This window comes from Streptomyces sp. H39-C1, assembly GCF_027158125.1.
GTDB classification, from domain to species: domain Bacteria; phylum Actinomycetota; class Actinomycetes; order Streptomycetales; family Streptomycetaceae; genus Actinacidiphila; species Actinacidiphila fildesensis.
On sequence record NZ_JAPVLS010000075.1, the window covers coordinates 1 to 18,167 of the forward strand.

The 18,167-nt window shown below is 69.9% G+C and carries 19 protein-coding genes and 3 pseudogenes; 15 read left to right on the forward strand and 7 right to left on the reverse strand.

What is annotated here, in order from left to right:
• The 4 genes from O3W51_RS35660 to O3W51_RS35675 form a co-directional block, all read left to right on the forward strand.
• The coding region (locus O3W51_RS35660; protein ID WP_269288367.1) for a SulP family inorganic anion transporter at positions 1 to 1,591 on the forward strand (1,591 nt) is incomplete at its 5' end.
• Complete coding sequence (locus O3W51_RS35665) at positions 1,588 to 2,037, forward strand: pyridoxamine 5'-phosphate oxidase family protein (RefSeq protein ID WP_138351966.1); 450 nt, start codon at positions 1,588 to 1,590, stop codon at positions 2,035 to 2,037. The genes O3W51_RS35660 and O3W51_RS35665, both read left to right, overlap by 4 nt.
• 32 nt (positions 2,038 to 2,069) lie before the next feature.
• Positions 2,070 to 2,450 carry an ATP-binding protein gene (locus O3W51_RS35670; protein ID WP_138351967.1) on the forward strand — a complete coding sequence of 127 codons (381 nt, stop codon included), beginning with the start codon at positions 2,070 to 2,072 and terminating at the stop codon, positions 2,448 to 2,450.
• Positions 2,451 to 2,501: 51 nt separating this feature from the next.
• On the forward strand, positions 2,502 to 2,915 hold the full coding sequence (locus tag O3W51_RS35675) for an anti-sigma factor antagonist (RefSeq protein WP_269288368.1): 414 nt from the start codon (positions 2,502 to 2,504) through the stop codon (positions 2,913 to 2,915).
• Between the two features lie 30 nt (positions 2,916 to 2,945).
• Here the strand turns inward: O3W51_RS35675 and O3W51_RS35680 are convergent.
• From O3W51_RS35680 to O3W51_RS35695, 4 genes and pseudogenes are all read right to left on the reverse strand, one after another.
• Positions 2,946 to 3,101, reverse strand: a pseudogene (locus tag O3W51_RS35680) (aminotransferase); the annotation flags it as partial.
• Positions 3,102 to 3,149: 48 nt separating this feature from the next.
• Positions 3,150 to 4,355, reverse strand: coding sequence for a malic enzyme-like protein (locus O3W51_RS35685; protein ID WP_164293193.1), 1,206 nt, complete (start codon positions 4,353 to 4,355; stop codon positions 3,150 to 3,152).
• Positions 4,356 to 4,410: 55 nt separating this feature from the next.
• Positions 4,411 to 4,821 (reverse strand): pyridoxamine 5'-phosphate oxidase family protein, encoded by a 411-nt coding sequence (locus O3W51_RS35690; protein ID WP_164293192.1) that lies wholly within the window; start codon positions 4,819 to 4,821, stop codon positions 4,411 to 4,413.
• A gap of 240 nt (positions 4,822 to 5,061) precedes the next feature.
• Positions 5,062 to 5,259: a hypothetical protein gene (locus O3W51_RS35695; RefSeq protein ID WP_138351971.1), complete on the reverse strand. Its 198-nt coding sequence runs from the start codon at positions 5,257 to 5,259 to the stop codon at positions 5,062 to 5,064.
• A 547-nt stretch (positions 5,260 to 5,806) separates the two neighbouring features.
• On the opposite strand from O3W51_RS35695, the gene O3W51_RS35700 reads away from it, so the two are divergent.
• The 3 genes from O3W51_RS35700 to O3W51_RS35710 all read left to right on the forward strand — a co-directional run bounded on the left by O3W51_RS35700 (position 5,807) and on the right by O3W51_RS35710 (position 7,118).
• Positions 5,807 to 6,181, forward strand: coding sequence for a hypothetical protein (locus O3W51_RS35700; protein ID WP_138351973.1), 375 nt, complete (start codon positions 5,807 to 5,809; stop codon positions 6,179 to 6,181).
• Positions 6,182 to 6,331: 150 nt separating this feature from the next.
• The gene (locus O3W51_RS35705) at positions 6,332 to 6,694 is read left to right on the forward strand and encodes an ArsR/SmtB family transcription factor (RefSeq protein ID WP_138351974.1); all 363 of its coding nucleotides are present in this window, start codon (positions 6,332 to 6,334) and stop codon (positions 6,692 to 6,694) included.
• A gap of 34 nt (positions 6,695 to 6,728) precedes the next feature.
• A complete protein-coding gene (locus tag O3W51_RS35710) occupies positions 6,729 to 7,118 on the forward strand; it encodes a CBS domain-containing protein (protein WP_138351975.1) in 390 nt (129 codons plus the stop codon).
• Between the two features lie 661 nt (positions 7,119 to 7,779).
• Here O3W51_RS35710 and O3W51_RS35715 read toward each other — a convergent pair.
• Positions 7,780 to 8,148, reverse strand: coding sequence for an ArsR/SmtB family transcription factor (locus O3W51_RS35715; protein WP_138351976.1), 369 nt, complete (start codon positions 8,146 to 8,148; stop codon positions 7,780 to 7,782).
• Between the two features lie 515 nt (positions 8,149 to 8,663).
• Here O3W51_RS35715 and O3W51_RS35720 point away from each other — a divergent pair.
• The 8 genes and pseudogenes from O3W51_RS35720 to O3W51_RS35755 all read left to right on the forward strand — a co-directional run bounded on the left by O3W51_RS35720 (position 8,664) and on the right by O3W51_RS35755 (position 16,035).
• Positions 8,664 to 9,173: a flavodoxin domain-containing protein gene (locus O3W51_RS35720; protein ID WP_138351977.1), complete on the forward strand. Its 510-nt coding sequence runs from the start codon at positions 8,664 to 8,666 to the stop codon at positions 9,171 to 9,173.
• Complete coding sequence (locus tag O3W51_RS35725) at positions 9,170 to 9,751, forward strand: Rv1733c family protein (RefSeq protein ID WP_138351978.1); 582 nt, start codon at positions 9,170 to 9,172, stop codon at positions 9,749 to 9,751. Before O3W51_RS35720 ends, O3W51_RS35725 begins: the two co-directional genes overlap by 4 nt.
• A gap of 188 nt (positions 9,752 to 9,939) precedes the next feature.
• Positions 9,940 to 10,161, forward strand: a pseudogene (locus tag O3W51_RS35730) (hypothetical protein); the annotation flags it as partial.
• A gap of 100 nt (positions 10,162 to 10,261) precedes the next feature.
• On the forward strand, positions 10,262 to 11,278 hold the full coding sequence (gap, locus tag O3W51_RS35735) for a type I glyceraldehyde-3-phosphate dehydrogenase (RefSeq protein ID WP_138351979.1): 1,017 nt from the start codon (positions 10,262 to 10,264) through the stop codon (positions 11,276 to 11,278).
• A 77-nt stretch (positions 11,279 to 11,355) separates the two neighbouring features.
• Entirely contained in the window at positions 11,356 to 12,099 is a 744-nt protein-coding gene (locus O3W51_RS35740) for an HAD family hydrolase (RefSeq protein ID WP_138352089.1), read from the forward strand.
• Positions 12,100 to 12,101: 2 nt separating this feature from the next.
• Positions 12,102 to 14,573: pseudogene (locus tag O3W51_RS35745) on the forward strand (glycoside hydrolase family 65 protein).
• Between the two features lie 228 nt (positions 14,574 to 14,801).
• A complete protein-coding gene (locus tag O3W51_RS35750) occupies positions 14,802 to 15,293 on the forward strand; it encodes a Crp/Fnr family transcriptional regulator (RefSeq protein WP_269288372.1) in 492 nt (163 codons plus the stop codon).
• A 127-nt stretch (positions 15,294 to 15,420) separates the two neighbouring features.
• Entirely contained in the window at positions 15,421 to 16,035 is a 615-nt protein-coding gene (locus tag O3W51_RS35755; protein WP_232486254.1) for a helix-turn-helix domain-containing protein, read from the forward strand.
• 126 nt (positions 16,036 to 16,161) lie between these two features.
• On the opposite strand, the gene O3W51_RS35760 is transcribed toward O3W51_RS35755, so the two are convergent.
• Both O3W51_RS35760 and argF read right to left on the reverse strand, forming a co-directional pair.
• The gene (locus tag O3W51_RS35760) at positions 16,162 to 17,127 is read right to left on the reverse strand and encodes a carbamate kinase (RefSeq protein WP_138351983.1); all 966 of its coding nucleotides are present in this window, start codon (positions 17,125 to 17,127) and stop codon (positions 16,162 to 16,164) included.
• 1 nt (position 17,128) lies between these two features.
• Complete coding sequence (gene argF, locus O3W51_RS35765; protein WP_138351984.1) at positions 17,129 to 18,151, reverse strand: ornithine carbamoyltransferase; 1,023 nt, start codon at positions 18,149 to 18,151, stop codon at positions 17,129 to 17,131.
• Positions 18,152 to 18,167 lie beyond the last annotated feature (16 nt).

An 18,167-nucleotide genomic window follows, 5' to 3' on the forward strand; every position in this document is an offset into this window, starting at 1 on the left:
GGCTTTGGGGTTCGGGGTCTCGTCCGGGCTCGGCGCGGAGGCGGGGCTGGCCACCGCTGTGGTGGCCGGCGCGGTGGCTGCCGTCTTCGGCGGGTCGAATCTGCAGGTGTCCGGGCCCACCGGGGCGATGACCGTGGTGCTGGTCCCGATCGTGGCGCGGTACGGACCGGGCGGGGTGCTCACCGTCGGGCTGATGGCCGGGCTCATCCTGATCGCACTGGCTGTGGCGAAGGCCGGCCGGTACATGAAGTACGTTCCGGCGCCGGTCGTGGAGGGCTTCACGCTGGGTATCGCCTGCGTGATCGGACTGCAGCAGGTGCCGGCCGCGCTGGGTGTGGCCACGCCAAGAGGAGAGAAAGTACTCGTCGTGGCCTGGCGCGCGGTGGAGGAGTTCGCGGCGCATCCGAACTGGACGGCCGTCGGCCTGTCGGCCGGTGTCGCGACGCTGATGCTGGCCGGTGCCCGTTGGCGTCCGACGGTGCCGTTCTCCATCGTCGGGGTCATCGCAGCGACCCTCGCGGCACAAGCCGCCCACTTCGACGTGGCCCGGATCGGGCATCTGCCGGCCGGCCTTCCCGCGCCCTCCCTCGGATTCCTGGACCTGTCCACAGTGTCCTCGCTGCTGGGTCCGGCGATCGCGGTGGCCGCGCTCGCCGCCCTGGAGTCGCTGCTGTCGGCGACCGTGGCCGACGGCATGACGGTGGGGCAGAAGCACAATCCGGACCGTGAACTGTTCGGGCAGGGCCTCGCCAACCTGGCCGCTCCGCTGTTCGGTGGAGTTCCCGCGACGGCTGCCATCGCGCGTACCGCGGTCAATGTGCGCTCCGGGGCGGGTTCCCGGCTTGCCGCCCTCACCCACGCCGTGGTCCTGGCGGCGATCGTGTTCGCGGCGGCGCCGCTGGTGGCCCGGATCCCGTTGGCCGCGCTGGCGGGGGTCCTGTTGGCCACCGCGATCCGGATGATCGAGGTCGGTTCGCTGCGGGCAATGGTCCGCGCCACGCGGGGTGATGCACTCGTCCTGATCCTCACCGCGCTGGCGACACTGGCACTCGACCTCGTGTACGCGGTAGTCCTGGGGCTGGTGGTCGCGGCGGTGGTCGCCCTGCGCGCGGTCGCCCAGCACGCCCGGTTGGACCGGGTCCCGCTGGAGCACGACCCGGCGGGCGATCACAGCGTCGAGGAGCATGAGCTGCTGGCCGAGCACATCGTGGCGTACCGGATCGAGGGGCCGCTGTTCTTCGCCGCCGCGCACCGGTTCCTGCTGGAGCTGACCGATGTCGCCGATGTGCGGGTGGTGATCCTGCGGCTGTCACGCATCACCGCCATGGATGCCACGGGGGCACTGGTCCTCAAGGACGCGGTGCACAAACTGAGTCGTCGCGGGATCACCGTGATGGCATCGGGCATCCAGGCCGGCCAACGGCAGGCTCTGGACGCGCTCGGTGTCCTGGATCCGTTGTATGCCAACGGCGGAGTCTTCAGCACCACGCCGGAGGCGATCCGCGCGGCCCGAACCCACCTGCAGCGCACGGGAGTTCTGGTGATCCCCGCTGAAGCCGCCAAAATCCCTACCGAGGAGCCGGCCGGATGACCTCCATGTCCCACAGAATGACGGAAATGATGGGGCCCGAAGCCCTGTGGCTGCTCAGAGGCACCACCGGTGGCCGTCTGGTGTTCGTCCAACGCGGGCTGACCCAGGTCCGGCCCGCAGTCCATGTCCTGGAGAACGGTCGTCTCATCGTCCGTGTCCCGGCGCCCGAAGGCGCCCTCGCGGGACCAGCCGTTGTGACGTACAACGCCGAGGAGATCGTTGCGGCACGGCGCAGCGGGTGGTCGATCAGCGTCACCGGACCGGTCGGACTGATCGTTGACGTCGACGAGGCCGCACACTACCGCCGTACGCTCCCCGGCTGGGTCTTCGGTCCGCATGACACGCTCGCCCACATCAGCCCGCAAACCGTTCGCGGCTATCGGCTCGCCGCTGCTACGGCCGCCACTGCGGAGATTGCCGATTCAGGAAGGTCGAACGGTTCGTGACCCGGATCGCTGACTTGCATCACCGGCACGTGATGACCGTTCCCATGGCGCCCGGTGCGGTGGCCCGGGCGCGTGAGACCGCCGAAGACGTCTACCGCGCCTGGGGCATCAACCGGGCTCACCCCGTCATGGGGCCCGCGCTGCTCATCCTGAGCGAACTGGTCGCGAACAGTGTCCGGCACGCCGCTACGGCGTCCCCGCAGGCCACCGTCACGTACGCGGCCGGGGCGGATGTTCTGGCCTTCGCGGTCCACGACCGTCATCCCCATCAGCCGGACCTGGTCGAGTTCGCCGTCGCCGGTGGTGGCCTGGCGATGATCGCCGAGCTGACCGCCGAGCTCGGGGGTACCTGCACGGTGCGTCCCGACGCCGACGGAGGCGGGAAGAACATGTGGATCACCCTGCCGCTGTAGAAGCCCGGCCCGCAGCGGTCACATCGAAGAAGGAAGAGCGAGAAGCAGAACATGACCATCCAATGGCACTACACCACCCTCGAGGGTCTGGGGCTCCTGTCCGTCTCCGGCTTCCTGGGCGCTGACTCCGTCTCCCGTTTCGGCGGAGCGGTGGGCTGGGTGCAGGCCCGAGGCGCCGGCCCCGTGATTCTCGACCTGGCTCTCCTGCGGGGATGGTCAGCAGCGGGGCAGGAGGCCGTGACCGAAGCGGCCCGCCGCCTCGCTGCCGCCGGCCGGCCGCTGGAACTCGCTGCGATCCCCGCCGACGGGCTGGTCGTCCCCGGCGAATCGCATCCGCCGGTGACCATCCACTACGACCTGGCCGCGGCCTTGTCAGCCCATTCCGTGTCTGCTGAGGACTCGAGCGGCCAGCAGGAGTGGCGGACCACCGGCTGGCCGGAGAACGGTCTGACACCCGCCACCTGAACCACCGCCGGACCGACTCGTCAGGGCTGGCTCCGGCGGGGCCTCGAAGCCGAAGGCCGCCGGGTTGCCGGTGTTGAGTTTCACGATGGGGTGCCCCGCAGCCTCCAGCCGCATTGCCTCGTGGAGCACTGGTCCGCGAATGTCGTAACAGACATTCGCCAGCTTGGCGGACTGGGTCACCTGCATGCGCATCGCCTTACGGGTAGAGAGCGACCAGGGGTGTGATCCCTGGGGTCAGACATCGGTGGGGTGCGAGGAGCCGGGCAGCAACGCGAGCGTCAGCGCCTGGACCAGCCCGGCTTGCCCGACCGGCGGCAGCAGGCCCCCTGCCGGAGCCCGTGCGGCCAGCGCCCGCACAGCGCTCACCAGGCCGTGCGGACCCAAGTGGCGGGTGCGGGCAGCGACGGTGAGCAAGGCCGGCAGTGCGTGAAAGGGGTGTGGCTGCTGAGTGCTCGCATGCAGAGGCGGCAGCTCCTGCGGGCAGGCACGCAGGACCGGAGTCCCGTCCCGGGGTGCCGGCAGACCGAATAGATCCACCACCAGATCAGCGGGAAACGGCGTGATAGGTGAGCCGGACGTATCGATGGTCAGGTCACGGATACCCGCGGACAGCAGTAGACCGGACAACTCGCAGCCGGCTTCGGGCCCGGACAGCACCACCCGCGCCGTGTCCAGCGGAATCCCTTTGCGGTCCAGGGCGTTGAGCGCGGCTGCCGCGGTGGCGACGGCATGGGCGTGGCAGACGGCATCGACGACGGGGGTCGAGGAGCCCTCCAACGCCGCCCGGACGGCATGGGCGTACAGCGGATGGGTGTGGATCAGGCACAGGACAGCGAAGCCGGGTGCGAGAGCGGTGGCGATCGTGGCGAGGGCCCCAGGGGTGTCTGCCGCCACCGGCAGGGGGTGAATGTCCAGGCCGGTGGCACGGCGCAAATGGACCGCGGCGGACTCCAGAGCGGGCAGCACACAGGTGACCGGCAGAGGACCCAGGCCGGCGACTGCGGAGGCGTTGGACAGCAGCGCGATGCGCCGACCCCGGCCGGTGTACCGGTCCACGTCACCGCGTTGGAGGAGCAGGTGCTCGATGACGCGCCGGTCCGCCGTGCTGTCCAGCAGGGCCCGATCGCGCTCAGAGGCGGCCGGCACGCACAGTCGCTGCGTGGTCTTGCCGGTGGCGGCCGCTTCGAACACGGGGTCCGCCAGGTGGATCAGGTCGTCGCCGAGCCGGTCACGCAGCAGGTTGCGCAGGCGGTGCAGGGTCTGCGGACCATCGGTGTCGACCATCACGCGCTGCGCACCGGTGTCCGGATGGATGTCCTCAGCGACCAGTGCCGCCCCTGCGGTCACGGCGAGGATCGCCGCCACCGTGGAGAACGCCGGACAGCGGAACGTCACCTCAAGGCCGTACTCGGGTCGCGTTCGGGCAGGGGGCTGGGTCATCGGGCATTCCCGCTGCTGGACGCTGCCGACCGGTGCGGCACCCGGAGTGCACCCGTCACCAGGTGTCGCGGGTAAGGCGGTATCCCGTGATGCGCCGGGGGTGGATGAGCAGGAAATGCTCGGCGTGCACCGTTGCTGTGGCACCCAGTCGCGCCCGGTAGTGCCTCAGGCGGGTGCCGGTGATCTGGTCGGCGAGACCGGTGACGATGACGGTCCATCCGGTGTGGTCCCGCATGTTGATCTGGTCGACCTGATAGGTGAGCTGCCTGGGGAAGGCGAACCGGGATGCCGGGGCGGGCCGTTGCGCGCGCAGGATGAGTTGTCCGTCGTCGAGCAGGTGATGCTGGACCGGGATGGCCGCCAGGGCAGGATCGCAGCGTGTCAGCCGGCCGGCCCTGTCGGACGCCAGCAGGGACCGGGCCATGTCCGCAGAGACGGGCAGCAGGTTGGGCAGAGCTTGCGTCATCGGTGGGCTCCAATGTGGGAAGCGCTCTGTGGGCATGGGGCGGCCGAGGCCGCAAGGGTGCGCGGGCGAGCTCCCACGGCCGGATCGCCTGCGGTGGAACAGGTCGGGCCGAATACCCGCGCCTCCTGTCGCGCACGAGCCCACGTCATGGCTCGGCGCCAGATCCCCCTCGCCCCGGGCCCCGGCACGGGGATCCGCGGTGGTGGCAGGAGGAGCTCGAGCCGCGGCACGACACCAAGATCACCTCTGCCTCACCGCGGCAGGCGGCACCGGGACCGGCAGTTCGACATCGTGCGTCCGTCCCAGACGCTGCAGTTCCTCCAGGTCGACCGAGTACACGGCGACCATCCACACGTCTCCCGCCTCGGCGGCATCAGCCAGCGCCTGACACAGCGTGGCCGCCTGCCGCTGCAGAGCGGCCCTGAATCCCTCGCCCATCAGCAACTCCCTTGTTTTCCGCCCACACCCGGTAGCGGGGAACGACGGACCGGCAACAGCCATCGGCGCACCTGTGCAGTGGGTGAAGTGGCCGCTCCGGATGTCAGGGCCCCGGAGCGGCCACTAGATGCCAACCTTAGCACTTGCTAAGATTGGCAACTATGAAGAATGGAATGAAGAGGCGGATGCGCATCACACCCATCCGCGGCGACGAAGCTCCGGTCCTGTTCTGCCCCGCCTGCACCCTGCGCTGCAGGCCCGCCGCCCTCGACGCGAGCAGCCGCTGTCCGCGGTGTGGGAACGACCGCATGCTGCACCCGTTCTCCAGCACCGCACGCCGTGCGGGCCGGAGCGCTCACGCGATGCCGCCCCATGAGAACGGCCAAGCCGGAGGCGACCTCGATCAACATCACCCCTGGCCGGGATGGCTCCCCTCCACATGGGCGCGGCGGTTTCGCGACGGGCACCTGGCACCAGGGCAATCGGTGGCCACCGCCGGCCCTGCGGGTGTGATCCCCAGCAGTGAGCGACGGGGGCGGAAGTAGCCATGGAGTGGAATTTCGAAGACCGCAACGGCACCGGCGTGCTGCATCTGTACGGCCATCTGGGCCGACGCGTTACCGACCGCTTCGCCGGAGCGGTCGGCTGGGCCCGGGCGCGAACCACGGGAACGCTGGTGCTGGACGTGTCCGGGCTGATGGGCTGGAGCCCGGACGGAGAGGCCGCGATCCTCGCTGCAGCGCCCGCCGGCTTGGCGCTGTGCGGGCTCCGAGGTCGCCCCACCCCGCTGCTGACGGAGAATGCCCTGGTCGGTGTCCGGGTCTTCCCCGACCTGGATGTCGCTTTGACGGCTCTTGCCCAGGCTCCGGAGCCCGCGGAAACCGGCCGACGGCGGCAGGCGGGGCCCTCGCGCGCCGCCTGAACGAGGAGAACCGCACGGAATTGCTAAAGTCGGCAAGAGATCAGTTCCTTGCTTCGCCCGGGTCGGGACAGGGTGCTCGCACGCCGTTGCTGCCCGGAATCCACCGACCATGTGCCGGGACCCGGCCCCGGAACCCTGGAGGCGGCCCACGTGAGCGCCCCGCTGTACCAACTCAAGGCCGATTTCTTCAAAACCCTCGGCCACCCGGTCCGCATCCGCGTGCTGGAACTGCTCAGCCAGCGGGAACACGCGGTGGCGGAAATGCTGCCCGAGGTGGGAATCGAAGCCGCCCACCTCTCCCAGCAACTCGCCGTGCTGCGCCGCGCGAACCTCGTGGCAACCCGCAAGGAGGGCTCCACCGTCTACTACCGGCTCACCAGCCCCCAGGTGGCCGAGCTCCTGACGGTCGCCCGCACCATCCTCAGCGGCGTCCTGGCCGGCCAGGCCGAGCTCCTGCAAGACCTCCGTGCCACCAATCCCACCCTGACGACCTCGCCACCCGGCCACTCCTGACCGGACCGCGGGCCCGAACCTTGCGGAGCCGACCATGACCGATGCCGCCCGCCCGACCGTCGCCGACGCCATGGCGCTCCCCGAGCTACAGGTGAGCGACCACACGACCATCGACCGAGCCCTCGCCGTGCTCCACGGCGCCCGCACCGACCACGTCCTCATCCGCGACGACGAGGGTCACTGCGCCGGCATCGTCACCCGCGATCAGCTCACCGCCCACAGCGCCCAGCCCTGGTATACCGAGGCCACCCGCGTGCGCGACATCCCCCACGACTGCAGTCCCTTCGCCCTCTCAGACATGCCCCTCAGCGAGGCCGAGGCCACTATGCGCGAGAGGTCACTGGCCGTGTGGCCCGTAGTGGACGACGACGGCGTTGCGCTCGGCGTCCTCACCCTCGGTCCGAATCCAAGGACGGCGGCGTGACGGCCACCGGCGCAGCAGCTGGAAGCGGTTCCGCCGAAGAAACGCTCACCTGTCATGCTGTGGCCAACCTGCGGCCCGGGCGGGGAACTGGGCCCTACCGCCCGCAACATGCCGCCTAGCGGTGCCTGCCCCTGCATTACGGTCCCACCGCAGGCACAGCTTGCGCGTTCCCGCTCTGCACAGGCTCTATAGTTGCTAACATTGGCAATTAACGAGTCTCGTAGATTCAGGTGGCCAACGGACCACCCCAGAGGGCCAACTTCCTGCGCCCGCCTGGTTCGACCTGACACCCACGAACGGCGGCCGCCCTGCAGGAGAACCCCCGCTCCGGCAATGCGGGGTGGCCGCTGCACCACGTGCAAGGCGCACCATCGATCGACGGGCAAGGGCCTGGATGATCCTGCTGCGCGGGATCCGCGACACCGGGCGGGTCGCGGAGGCCTCATCGCCACGACTCGTGCCGGATCCGCCTCCCGGCACGCGGACGCAACGCTGGTCACCGGACCATGACACGGAGCATTGCCGAGCCGCTGCACCGAACCGTCGCGGCAATGCCCCAGCCCTCTGAGGGTGGCGGTAGTTGATCGCGCGATCGACTGTGGTGAGTTCGCCAACGGCCACGGCACCCGGGGCGCGGTACCGGACGTCGCGCCACGGCGCTTCACCGGATGACCTGATCCCCGTTGACTGCGTCATCCGCTCCCTGGTCCGCGTGAAGTTCTGCCAGCAGTCCCTCCTGGCCCGCCAGCAACTGCCCCAGGGTCCGCCGTGCGGCTTGCAGCAGATCCGCCACATCCGCGCCCGCCAACTCATAGTTCACGGTTGCCCCCGAACGGCTGGCGACCACGATCCCCGAACGTCGTAGAACAGCCAACTGCTGCGAAAGGTTCGACGGCTCAACCTCAATTGCGGCCAGGAGATCCCGAACCGGCATGGGCCCAGCTTGGAGGAGCTCCAGCACACGGATGCGTACCGGATGCCCCAGCATTCGAAAGAACTCCGCTTTCGCCTGATAAAGCGGAATCTGCACGTTTGGCAACGTCTCATCTCCCACCTTCTGCAGCCTTCGCTTACGCCGAGCTCCGCCACGAACGCTGGGCAGCGTTCCGGTCCCCCAGCCGCTGCCCTCACGCCACGCGAGTCGACCTGTTCACACCTCACATCGATGAAGGGCCTCGTCACACCTCGCCAGTCGATCCTCATCCATTAAGCAGTCCGTTAAATGCCAAATTGAAGAACTCTTCAAGTGTAAGTCATGTTGGGCCGGTCGGACGGGCCTGCTGGTCACCCGGACCGCCCGACCAGCCGAACGATGAACACCAAGGCCCAACCCTGTGAACATCGCCGCCACCACCGCCGCGTGATGGCCAGGGTTCATGGGGCCGGTCGGGCCCTTGGCAGGGCCCTGCGGCCCCTCCCCCAGCGGGTTCACGGCCTTCAGGCTGGAACGGAGCCGGTCCGCCGGCCACCGGCGGGCTCGGGGACGGAGCGCGCTGCCGCGCCGCACCGAATTCGCCGGCTGTGAAAGCTGTCAGGAGACCTGTGATGACCGAACGCGTACTCGTCGCGTATGCATCGAAGAACGGCTCCACCGCGGGCATCGCCACGATGATCGCCGAGGCGCTGCGTGAGCAGGGTCTGGCGGCGGAGGCCCGGGCTGTCGGAGAAGTGCAGAGAGTCGGCCCCTACGACGCTGTTGTCCTCGGCAGCGCCCTGTACGCGGGCCGGTGGCGGCGCGAGGCGGTCCGCTTCGCCGGGCACCACGAGGCGGATCTGACCGAGCGGCCCGTCTGGCTGTTCAGCAGCGGACCTCTCGACGCCACAGCCCGTGGAGGCCTCATCTCTCCGGTGTCAGGTGTCCAGCGCCTCGTCGACCGTCTCAAGGCCCGCGGACACGTCACGTTCGGCGGCTGCCTGCAGGACGGCGCCAAGGGCCGGATCGCCCGCATGATCGTCAAGTCCGGCCGGGGCGGAGACTTCCGCGACCCGGAGCAGATCCGGCTGTGGGCACGCGGTGTCGCACGCGAACTGGTCAAGGAGGTCGCGACACCGTGAAGAAGCAACTGCGGTGGCGGCAGCGGCGGAGCAATCCGCTGTGCCGCCGCTCGGACGTGATCGAGAGTTGGGTGAACCTGGCAACGGCACTTGCGCTGTTGCTCCTTCTGCCCGCGGCCGCCTTCACCGCCGGGCGCGCGGCCCACACCGCCGCACTCCAGGCCTCGAAGGAGCAGCGGGCGTCGCGGCATCCCGTAACTGCGGTCCTGCTGGAGAACGCGCCGGAGGCGGTTCCGCGACCGGGCGGCGGCACTGTGCACTATGACGTCAAGGTGCGCTGGACCGCCGCCGCCGGAACCACGGGGACCGGTGCGGTGCAAGCAGATGCCGGAAGTCTGCGCGGTTCGAGGACCACGGTGTGGCTGGACCGGACCGGCCGGCAGGTCCCGGCGCCCGTGGCCGGCGAAGAGCTCACGTCGATGACGTTGGTCGGTGGTGCGCTGGGCGTCGGCTGCGCGGCATTCGCGATCGTCATGGTGCGCGGACTGGTCCGCCGGGGTGCCGATCGGCGGCGCATGACGGAATGGGAAAGGGCCTGGGCGTTGACCGCTCCCGAGTGGGGCCGGCGTCCGGTGTGACGACGAACCGCGCCTCGACGCCAGCACCGAACAGGTCGGACTCAACGTACCCGGCCGGCTGAACGGGCCCTCGGAGTAGGGACGTTCGGCCCGGTCGTCGGGACTGCGGGCCCCTGCGGTCCCGGCTGCCGCGACGGCACATTGAGAGCGGACGCGGTTGCCGCGTCCCTCCTCCAGATCCCGGAAGGGGCACCGCCATGATGGCGCTGATGTGGATGGCGGAATGGCCGCCGGCCCGCCACGCCTCCGACGGAACGCTGAGCATGTCCAGCAACCCGCTCGTCGACCACCACCTGCTCTACGCGGCGGTCATGATCGCGCTCGCCGTCGCCTCCGCCGGCACCGTCTGGGGCCTCGGCCGGATCTGGGCGCGACTGCCGGTCGTCCGCGACCACCGCAGGCTGCTCTGACCCCCACCCCGACACCCGCCCAGCACCGTTGCGTCCAGCCACGTCGCACGACCCGGCGGGACACGACGGACCATCACCGACCGAACGAGGAGACGTCATCATGGCCATACGTGTAGGCATCAATGGATTCGGCCGCATCGGGCGCAACTACCTGCGCTGTGTCCTGGACCGGGCAGACGCCGGCACCGCCCCGGTCGAGGTGGTGGCCATCAACGACATCGCCCCGGCCGCGACACTGGCCCACCTGCTGGAGTTCGATTCGACCTTCGGACGCCTCGGACGGGCGATCAGCCACGACGAGGAGTCGATCACGGTCGACGGCCGGCGCATCGTGGTGACCGCGGTCCGCGATCCGCCGGAACTGTCCTGGGGTACCTACGGGGTGGACATCGTCATCGAGTCCTCGGGCCGCTTCCGGACCCGCGACGAGGCATCGCTGCATCTGAAGGCCGGGGCTCGCAAGGTGTTGATCTCCTCGCCGGCCAAGGACGTGGACCTCACCGTGGTCATGGGCGTCAACGAGACCGACTACGACCACGGCCGGCACCACATCGTCTCGAACGCGTCCTGCACCACCAACTGCGTCGTACCGATGGTCCACGTTCTGCACGAACGCTTCGGGATCATCAAGGGCATGATGACCACCGTCCACGGCTACACCAACGACCAGGCACTGCTCGACGGCCCCCACAAGGACCTGCGGCGCGCCCGGTCCGCCGCCGTGAGCATCATCCCGACCAGCACGGGCGCCGCCCGCGCAGTGGGCATCGTGCTCCCCGAACTGGCCGGGGTCCTGGAGGGCATCGCGGTACGGGTTCCGGTGGAGGACGGGTCCCTGACCGACCTGACGGTGCTGCTCCGGCAGGACGTCACCTCCGAGGAGGTCAACGCGGCATTCACGGAGGCCGCCGAGGGGACGTTGCGAGGCGTCCTGCGAGTGACCGACGCGCCGATCGTCTCGCGCGACATCATCGGCGACCCGGCGTCGTGCATCGTCGACGCGGGGCTCACGCAGGCGCAGGGTGACCTGGTGAAAGTCTTCGGTTGGTACGACAACGAGTGGGGTTACAGCAACCGCCTGCTGGACCTCACCACCTACGTCGCGGCCCGGCTGTGACGACGGCGGGCCACGACGCCGCGCGACGGCTGCGCCCCCTGACGAAGGAGAACGCCGACGCGTCAGCGGCGACGCCGATGCTGCCGATCCTGCAGTCGGTCCGGGCCGTGGTGTTCGACACCGACGGGGTCATCACCGACTCGGCCCGGGTGCACGCCGCCGCCTGGCAGACCGCATTCGACGCCTGCCTGCGGGCAGCGGGAGACGACCGCCCGTTCGACCCGGTGGAGGATTACCGGCGCTACGTCGACGGTAGGAGCCGCCTCGACGGCGCGGCCGCCTTCCTCGCCTCGCGCGACCTGCGGCTTCCCCTGGGCGATCCCGACGACCCGCCCGGAACGAGCACCGTGCAGGCGGTCACCGCCCGCAAGGAGCAACTGTTCACGCGGCAGCTGCGGTCAGGTGGCATCGCCGCCTGGCCGGGCACCGTGCGGGTACTGCACGCGCTGCGTGCCGCCGGTGTGCCCTGCGCCGCCGTATCCGCCTCCCGCCACGCGCCCGAACTCCTCGCGGGCGCGGGCGTCCAGGACCTGTTCCGGACCGTGGTGGACGGCAAGGAAGCCGCCCGGTTGAAACTGGCGGGAAAACCCGACCCTGCACTGTTCCTGGAAGCCGCCCGTCGCCTGGGCGTACCCGCGGCGGAAGCGGCCGTGATCGAGGACGCTCTGGCGGGCGTGGAAGCGGGCCGGCGGGGCGGCTTCGGCCTGGTGGTCGGCGTCGACCGCACCGCGGGACCGACCAGCGCCACCGATCTGCGCGAACACGGCGCGAGCATCGTGGTCCGCGACCTGGCCGAACTGCTGATCGGTGGAGGAAGCTGACGATGCCGGACCGGACCTGGAACTATGAGGGATACGACCCAGCGCAGGAGCGGCTGCGCGAATCGCTGTGCACCCTCGGCAACGGCTACTTCGCCACCCGCGGCGCCGCGCCCGAGGAGGCGGCGGGCACCGCGCACTATCCGGGGACCTACGCGGCGGGCTGTTACAACCGGCTGACCTCGAACATATCCGGACGTACGGTCGAGAACGAGGACATCGTCAACCTGCCGAACTGGCTGCCGCTGCGCTTTCGCGCCGGTGACGCGGCCTCCGACCCGGATCCCGACGGCGGCACCGCGCCCGGCCCCTGGTTCTCCCCCGACGACGGTTCGCTGCTGGAGTACCGACAGGTCCTGGATCTGCGCCAGGGCACGCTGACGCGACGGATGCGGTTGTGTGACGTGCGGGGCCGCCGGATCACCGTGGTGCAGTCCCGACTCGTGCACATGGGCGATCCACATCTGGCCGCCTGCGAACCGAGTTCACCGCCGAGGGCTGGGCAGGCGAGCTGGAGGTGGAATCCGCCCTCGACGGCGATGTCACCAACTCGGGCGTCGACCGCTATCGCGATCTGAACGGCCGGCACCTCGGCCGCTGGCACACCGGGGTCACCGCGCCGGACACCGTGTGGCTGGAGTGCCGCACCACCACCTCCGACATCCTCATCGCGTTGGCCGCCCGAACCCAGGTGGCCGGCAGCATCCCCACCTCGGTACGGCTCGTCGCAGGGGACCGCACCGCCACCCATGCGCTGAGGCTGCCGATCGCGCCCGACGCCCCTGTCGTCGTCGAGAAGACCGTCGGCCTGCACACGTCGCGCGATCCGGCGATCAGCGATCCGCTGCACGCGGCCATCGGCCGGGTGCGGCGGGCCGGCGACTTCACCACGTTGCTCGCGTCCCACGAAGCCGCGTGGGAGCGCCTGTGGCAGCGGGCGGAGCTGGAGGTGCCGGGCGAGGCCGGGGAGGTGCTGCGGCTGCATCTGTTCCATGTGCTGCAGACCCTCTCCCCGCACACCGCCGATCTCGATGCAGGCGTGCCGGCCCGCGGGTTGCACGGCGAGGCCTACCGCGGCCATGTCTTCTGGGACGAACTGTTCGTCCTGCCCTTTCTGAACCTGCATCTCCCGGAGGTCTCCCGGGCCCTGTTGTCCTACCGCTACCGGCGGCTGGGCCAGGCGTGCCGGTCGGCGACCGCGGCCGGCCGGACCGGCGCCATGTATCCGTGGCAGAGCGGAAGCGACGGCCGCGAGGAGACCCAGACACTGCACCTGAATCCCCGGTCGGGACGGTGGCTGCCCGATCACTCACGCCTCCAGCACCATGTCGGTTCGGCGATCGCCTACAACGTCGTGCAGTACTGCCAGGCCAGCGGGGACACCGAGTTCCTGCACACGGCGGGTCGCGGAGATGCTGTTGCAGATCGCCCGCTTCTGGGCGGACAGGGCGGTCTGGGACAAGGAATACGGCCGTTACCGGATCCGCGGCGTGGTCGGCCCGGACGAATACCACGACGCGTACCCCGGTGCCGCAGAGCCAGGCCTCGACGACAACGCGTACACCAATGTGACCGCCGCCTGGGTCCTGGCCCGCGCTCTGGAACTCGCCACGAGCCTGCCGGCCCCACGCCGCCAGGCGCTGTTCGAGCGCATCGGGCTGGACACGGGAGAACTCAAACTCTGGGAGGACGTCTCGCACCGGCTGCGGGTGCCCTTCCATCGCGGGATCATCAGCCAGTTCGAGGGCTATGGCGACCTGGCCGAACTGGACTGGGACGGCTACCGTGCCCGGCACGGCGACATCCGGCGCCTCGACCGGATCCTGGAGGCCGAGGGCGACACCGTCAACGGGTACCAGGCGTCGAAGCAGGCCGACGTTCTGATGCTCGGCTACCTCTTCTCACCGGCCGAACTCACCACGCTCTTCCGACGCCTCGGGTACGGACTCGACGACGACACCTGGCGCACGACCGTCGGCTACTACCTGCGCAGAACGAGCCACGGTTCGACCCTCAGCGGGCTGGTCCACGGATGGGTACTGGCCCGGGCCCGCCGAGCCGGCGCCTGGAAGTACTGCCAGGAAGCGCTCACAGGCGACGTTGCCGACCTTCAGGGCGGCACCACCGCCGAGGGCATCCACCTGGGCGCCATGGCCGGCACGCTCGACCTCGTCCAGCGCGGTCTGACCGGACTGGAACTCCGCGAGGACGAGCTGTCACTCGACCCGGCGCCGCTCCCGGAACTGTCGGAATACGGCCTCTCCATCCGCTACCGAAGCCATTGGGGCATCGGGCTGACCATGCACGCCGGAAGCCTGAGCATCAACGTTCCGCCGTCCGACGAGCCTCCCGTCCGCATCCGGCTCGCGGGCCGCGCCCTCACCCTCGCCCCGGGAACCTCCCGCACCCTCCAGCTGCCCGCGGACGGGATGGGGTGCGGTGGCGGTGAGACCACCTGTGAGCCCATCGAACACTGAAGGGGCGGTGCGGGCGGGGCGGGGGGATCGTCACTTTCCGTGACCAGCTTGCAACATCATCGTACCCGGGCCGCCCTGCCGCCGGCTGAGGACGTTCGGCCCCTGCCCGCGTCCGCGCCCCGGGGTGAGGATGAGAGGGCAGGCAGGAACGACGGTCGACCAAAGCGGCGAAGCGCGACCACGCCTGCACACGTCGAAGACCGCGGAGCCGCGGAAACGGACAGTGCGATGTCCACGACACACTCCATTCTTGACACGCTGACCACCGCACACCGTGACCGGCTGATGGCGCTGTCCAGACCGGTCGCCTTTCCCGCGGGCGCACGGATCTTCGACGCCGACCAGGCCGCTGAACGCTTCTGGGTCCTGGACCGCGGCGAGGTGACCCTGGACCTGCACGTCCCCGGACGGCAGGCAGCCGTGGTGCAGACCGTCTCGGCGGGCGAACTCCTCGGCTGGTCCTGGCTGTTCCCGCCGTTCCGGTGGCAACTCGGCGCCCAGGCACACACCGCCGTGCAGGCCACCGAGTTCCCGGCGGCGGCGGTCCGTGAACTGTGTGCTGCCGATCCCGCTCTGGGACATGAGTTCGTCCTGCTCTGCGCCGCGGTCATCGGAGACCGGCTGCGCTCCACGCGCACCCGGCTGCTCGACCTGTACGGCCCCTTCGGCGTGAACCACGGCGCCTCCGTATCGGTGGGCGGTCCGGAGGACGACAGCTGACACCGGAACTGACACCGAACCCGGGGACCCACCGACATCACCAGGGAAGCGATTGGCCATGAACCAGCAGACGAGAACAGACGCCGCTTCCGTCAGTCACCGGCCTGTCGGAGACATGGGACGGCGCATGGCATTGCGTCGCGAGCAACTGGGCCTCACCCGCGAACAGGTGGCCGACCTGGCAGGTATGGCCACTCCCTATCTGGAGTACCTGGAGCAACAGCCGACCGCAGTCCCCAGCGCGGTCCTCCTCCTCAGCCTCGCCGACGCGCTGCAGACCACGGTGTCCGAGCTGCGCGGGGGCGGCACGGATCTGCCACCCGGCCTCGGAAAGGCGGCGCGCCATCCGGAACTGGTGGAGATGACGCCGGAAGAATGCCGAGCACGGCTGTCCACGCACGGGGTGGGACGCGTTGCCGTGACCGGGGACGACGGTCCCGCCATCGTCCCCGTCAACTACCAGATGGCGGACGGGTCGCTGGTCTTCAGAACATCGCCGGGATCCGCGCCCGCACTGTCCATCGGGGCCCGGGTCGCCTTCGAGGTGGATCACATCGACGAGGCGTTGAGCCAGGGATGGAGCGTGCTCGTCGTCGGCAACGCCGAACATGTCACGGACCCGGACACTGTCCGGCACCTCATCGAACGGACCCACAGCGGGCCATGGGCCGGCGGCGACCGCGCCATGTGGGTGCGGATCGCCCCGGACCGGATCACCGGACGCCGGATTCACGTCCGTTGACCCCGTCGGTCACCCGGAGCCGCGCACGCTCAACGGGCTGCGGCCGGGGCACAGCTGCTGACCGTGGGCAGCCTGCGGCACGGCACCTCCGCCGGCCCAGCTCAGCAGCCGGGCCGGCGGAGGTCATCAGCGCCCGACTGCCGCGTCCGCCCCGGCCGTCATCCCGCTGCTCGTATCCGAAGAATCGCCGGGGACGACGACCGTTCCGGCGTCGCCCGTGAGTACCGCCGCGGCGTCGTCGAGCGATCCGATGGCGGCTGTTCTGCCGGTGGCCCCGACGAAGTGCCGACAGGCCGCGATCTTGGGTCCCATGGAGCCTGCGGGGAAGTGCAGCGCTGCCAAACCGTCCAGGGCCAGCCGGCGCAGTGGGGTGGCCTGCGGGGTGCCGAAGCCCTCCATCACCGCGGGCACGTCCGTCAGGATCAGCAGTCGGTCGGCCTTGACGGCCACCGCGAGAAGAGCGGCCGTAGCGTCCTTGTCGACCACCGCCTCGACACCCTTCGACTGACCGGTACCGTCCTGGGTGACCGGGATACCGCCGCCTCCCCCGCAGATGACGGTCGCTTCGTGGTCGAGCAACAGGTCGATCGATTCCTGCTCGATGATCCGCAGTGGTTCGGGTGAGGCGACGACCCGGCGCCATCGGTCGCCGTCCACTGCGATCGTCCAGCCGTGCCGGTCGGCGAGCTGCTGGGCCTGCCGGTGCGGGTATCCCGGCCCGACGAACTTCGTCGGGGTCGCGAAGGCGGGGTCCGACGGGTCGACGAGCGTCTGGGTGACCAGGCTCATGACCGGCTTGATCACCCCCGCGTTGCGCAGCGATTGGGCCAGCCAGTAACCGATCATGCCCTGGGTCTGCGCGACCAGTGCGTCGAACGGGTACGGGTGCGTCAGTTCGCGGTCGTTCTCGCTCTCCAGGGAGAGCATCCCGACCTGGGGACCGTTGCCGTGGCAGATGATCAGCTGGTGCTCCAGTGCCAGCCGCGCGAGTGCCTGGGCGGCGGCTCGGATGTGGTCGACCTGCACGGTGGCATCGGGCCTCTCACCGCGCCGCAGCAGTGCGTTGCCGCCGATCGCGACCACGATGCGCATCTCAGGCACCCAGCGCGGCGACGAGGACGGCCTTGATGGTGTGCAGGCGGTTCTCGGCCTGGTCGAAGACCACTGAGCGCGGCGACTCGAAGACCTCGTCGGTGACTTCCGCCCCGTCGAGGCCGAAGCGGTCGAACAGCCGCCGGCCGAGCTGCGTGCTGCGATCGTGGACGGACGGCAGACAGTGGAGGAACTTCGTGTCGGGCTTGCCGGAGGCCAGCAGCACCTTCTCGGTGACCCGGTAGGGCAGCAGTTGCGGTATGCGGGTACTCCACTGCTCGTCCGACTCCCCCATGCTGACCCAGACATCGGTGTAGACGAAGTCGGCGCCCGCCACGCCCTGCTCGACGTCCTCGGTCACCATCACCCGTGCCCCGCTGGTCACCGCGAGCCGGTCCGCTTCAGCGATCACGTCGTCCGGGGGCCACAGGTCGCGCGGTGCGGCGATGCGGACGTCCATGCCGAGCAGTGCCCCGGTGATCAGCAGGGAGCGGGCCACGTTGTTGCGGCCGTCGCCCAGGAAGCAGTAGGCGATCTCCTCGACGGGGCCGGCATGGTGTTCGGTCATGGTGAGGACGTCGGCGAGCATCTGGGTCGGGTGCCATTCGTCGGTGAGCCCGTTCCACACCGGGACGCCGGCGTGGTCGGCCAGTTCCTCCACGGTGTCCTGGGCGAATCCGCGGAACTCGATACCGTCGAACATCCGGCCCAGCACCCGGGCGGTGTCACGGATCGACTCCTCACGTCCGATGTGGGATCCCTCCGGGCCCAGGTAGCTGACATGTGCGCCCTGGTCGTGAGCAGCGACCTCGAACGCGCAGCGGGTGCGCGTGGAGCTCTTCTCGAAGACCAGCGCGATGTTCCTGCCCTCCAGCTGGGGGCGCTCGGAGCCGTTCGCCTTGGCTGCCTTGAGCTGCCCGGCCGCGGTGATCAGCGCCAGGAATCCCGACTTGTCGAGGTCGAGTTCCTTCAGGAGGGAGCCGGGCCGGTGGTGGGTGGCGGTCGTGGGCGTCGACGTAGGCATGGGGGAAGTCCTCACA

Bases quoted from the DNA above. Each gene is read 5' to 3' on its own strand.
- O3W51_RS35665 (WP_138351966.1), top strand. From the start codon at position 1,588: ATGACCTCCATGTCCCACAGAATGACGGAAATGATGGGGCCCGAAGCC.
- O3W51_RS35670 (WP_138351967.1), top strand. From the start codon at position 2,070: ATGACCGTTCCCATGGCGCCCGGTGCGGTGGCCCGGGCGCGTGAGACC.
- O3W51_RS35675 (WP_269288368.1), top strand. From the start codon at position 2,502: ATGACCATCCAATGGCACTACACCACCCTCGAGGGTCTGGGGCTCCTG.
- O3W51_RS35685 (WP_164293193.1), bottom strand. From the start codon at position 4,355: ATGACCCAGCCCCCTGCCCGAACGCGACCCGAGTACGGCCTTGAGGTG.
- O3W51_RS35690 (WP_164293192.1), bottom strand. From the start codon at position 4,821: ATGACGCAAGCTCTGCCCAACCTGCTGCCCGTCTCTGCGGACATGGCC.
- O3W51_RS35695 (WP_138351971.1), bottom strand. From the start codon at position 5,259: ATGGGCGAGGGATTCAGGGCCGCTCTGCAGCGGCAGGCGGCCACGCTG.
- O3W51_RS35700 (WP_138351973.1), top strand. From the start codon at position 5,807: ATGGAGTGGAATTTCGAAGACCGCAACGGCACCGGCGTGCTGCATCTG.
- O3W51_RS35710 (WP_138351975.1), top strand. From the start codon at position 6,729: ATGACCGATGCCGCCCGCCCGACCGTCGCCGACGCCATGGCGCTCCCC.
- O3W51_RS35720 (WP_138351977.1), top strand. From the start codon at position 8,664: ATGACCGAACGCGTACTCGTCGCGTATGCATCGAAGAACGGCTCCACC.
- gap (WP_138351979.1), top strand. From the start codon at position 10,262: ATGGCCATACGTGTAGGCATCAATGGATTCGGCCGCATCGGGCGCAAC.
- O3W51_RS35740 (WP_138352089.1), top strand. From the start codon at position 11,356: ATGCTGCCGATCCTGCAGTCGGTCCGGGCCGTGGTGTTCGACACCGAC.
- O3W51_RS35750 (WP_269288372.1), top strand. From the start codon at position 14,802: ATGTCCACGACACACTCCATTCTTGACACGCTGACCACCGCACACCGT.
- O3W51_RS35755 (WP_232486254.1), top strand. From the start codon at position 15,421: ATGGCATTGCGTCGCGAGCAACTGGGCCTCACCCGCGAACAGGTGGCC.
- O3W51_RS35760 (WP_138351983.1), bottom strand. From the start codon at position 17,127: ATGCGCATCGTGGTCGCGATCGGCGGCAACGCACTGCTGCGGCGCGGT.
- argF (WP_138351984.1), bottom strand. From the start codon at position 18,151: ATGCCTACGTCGACGCCCACGACCGCCACCCACCACCGGCCCGGCTCC.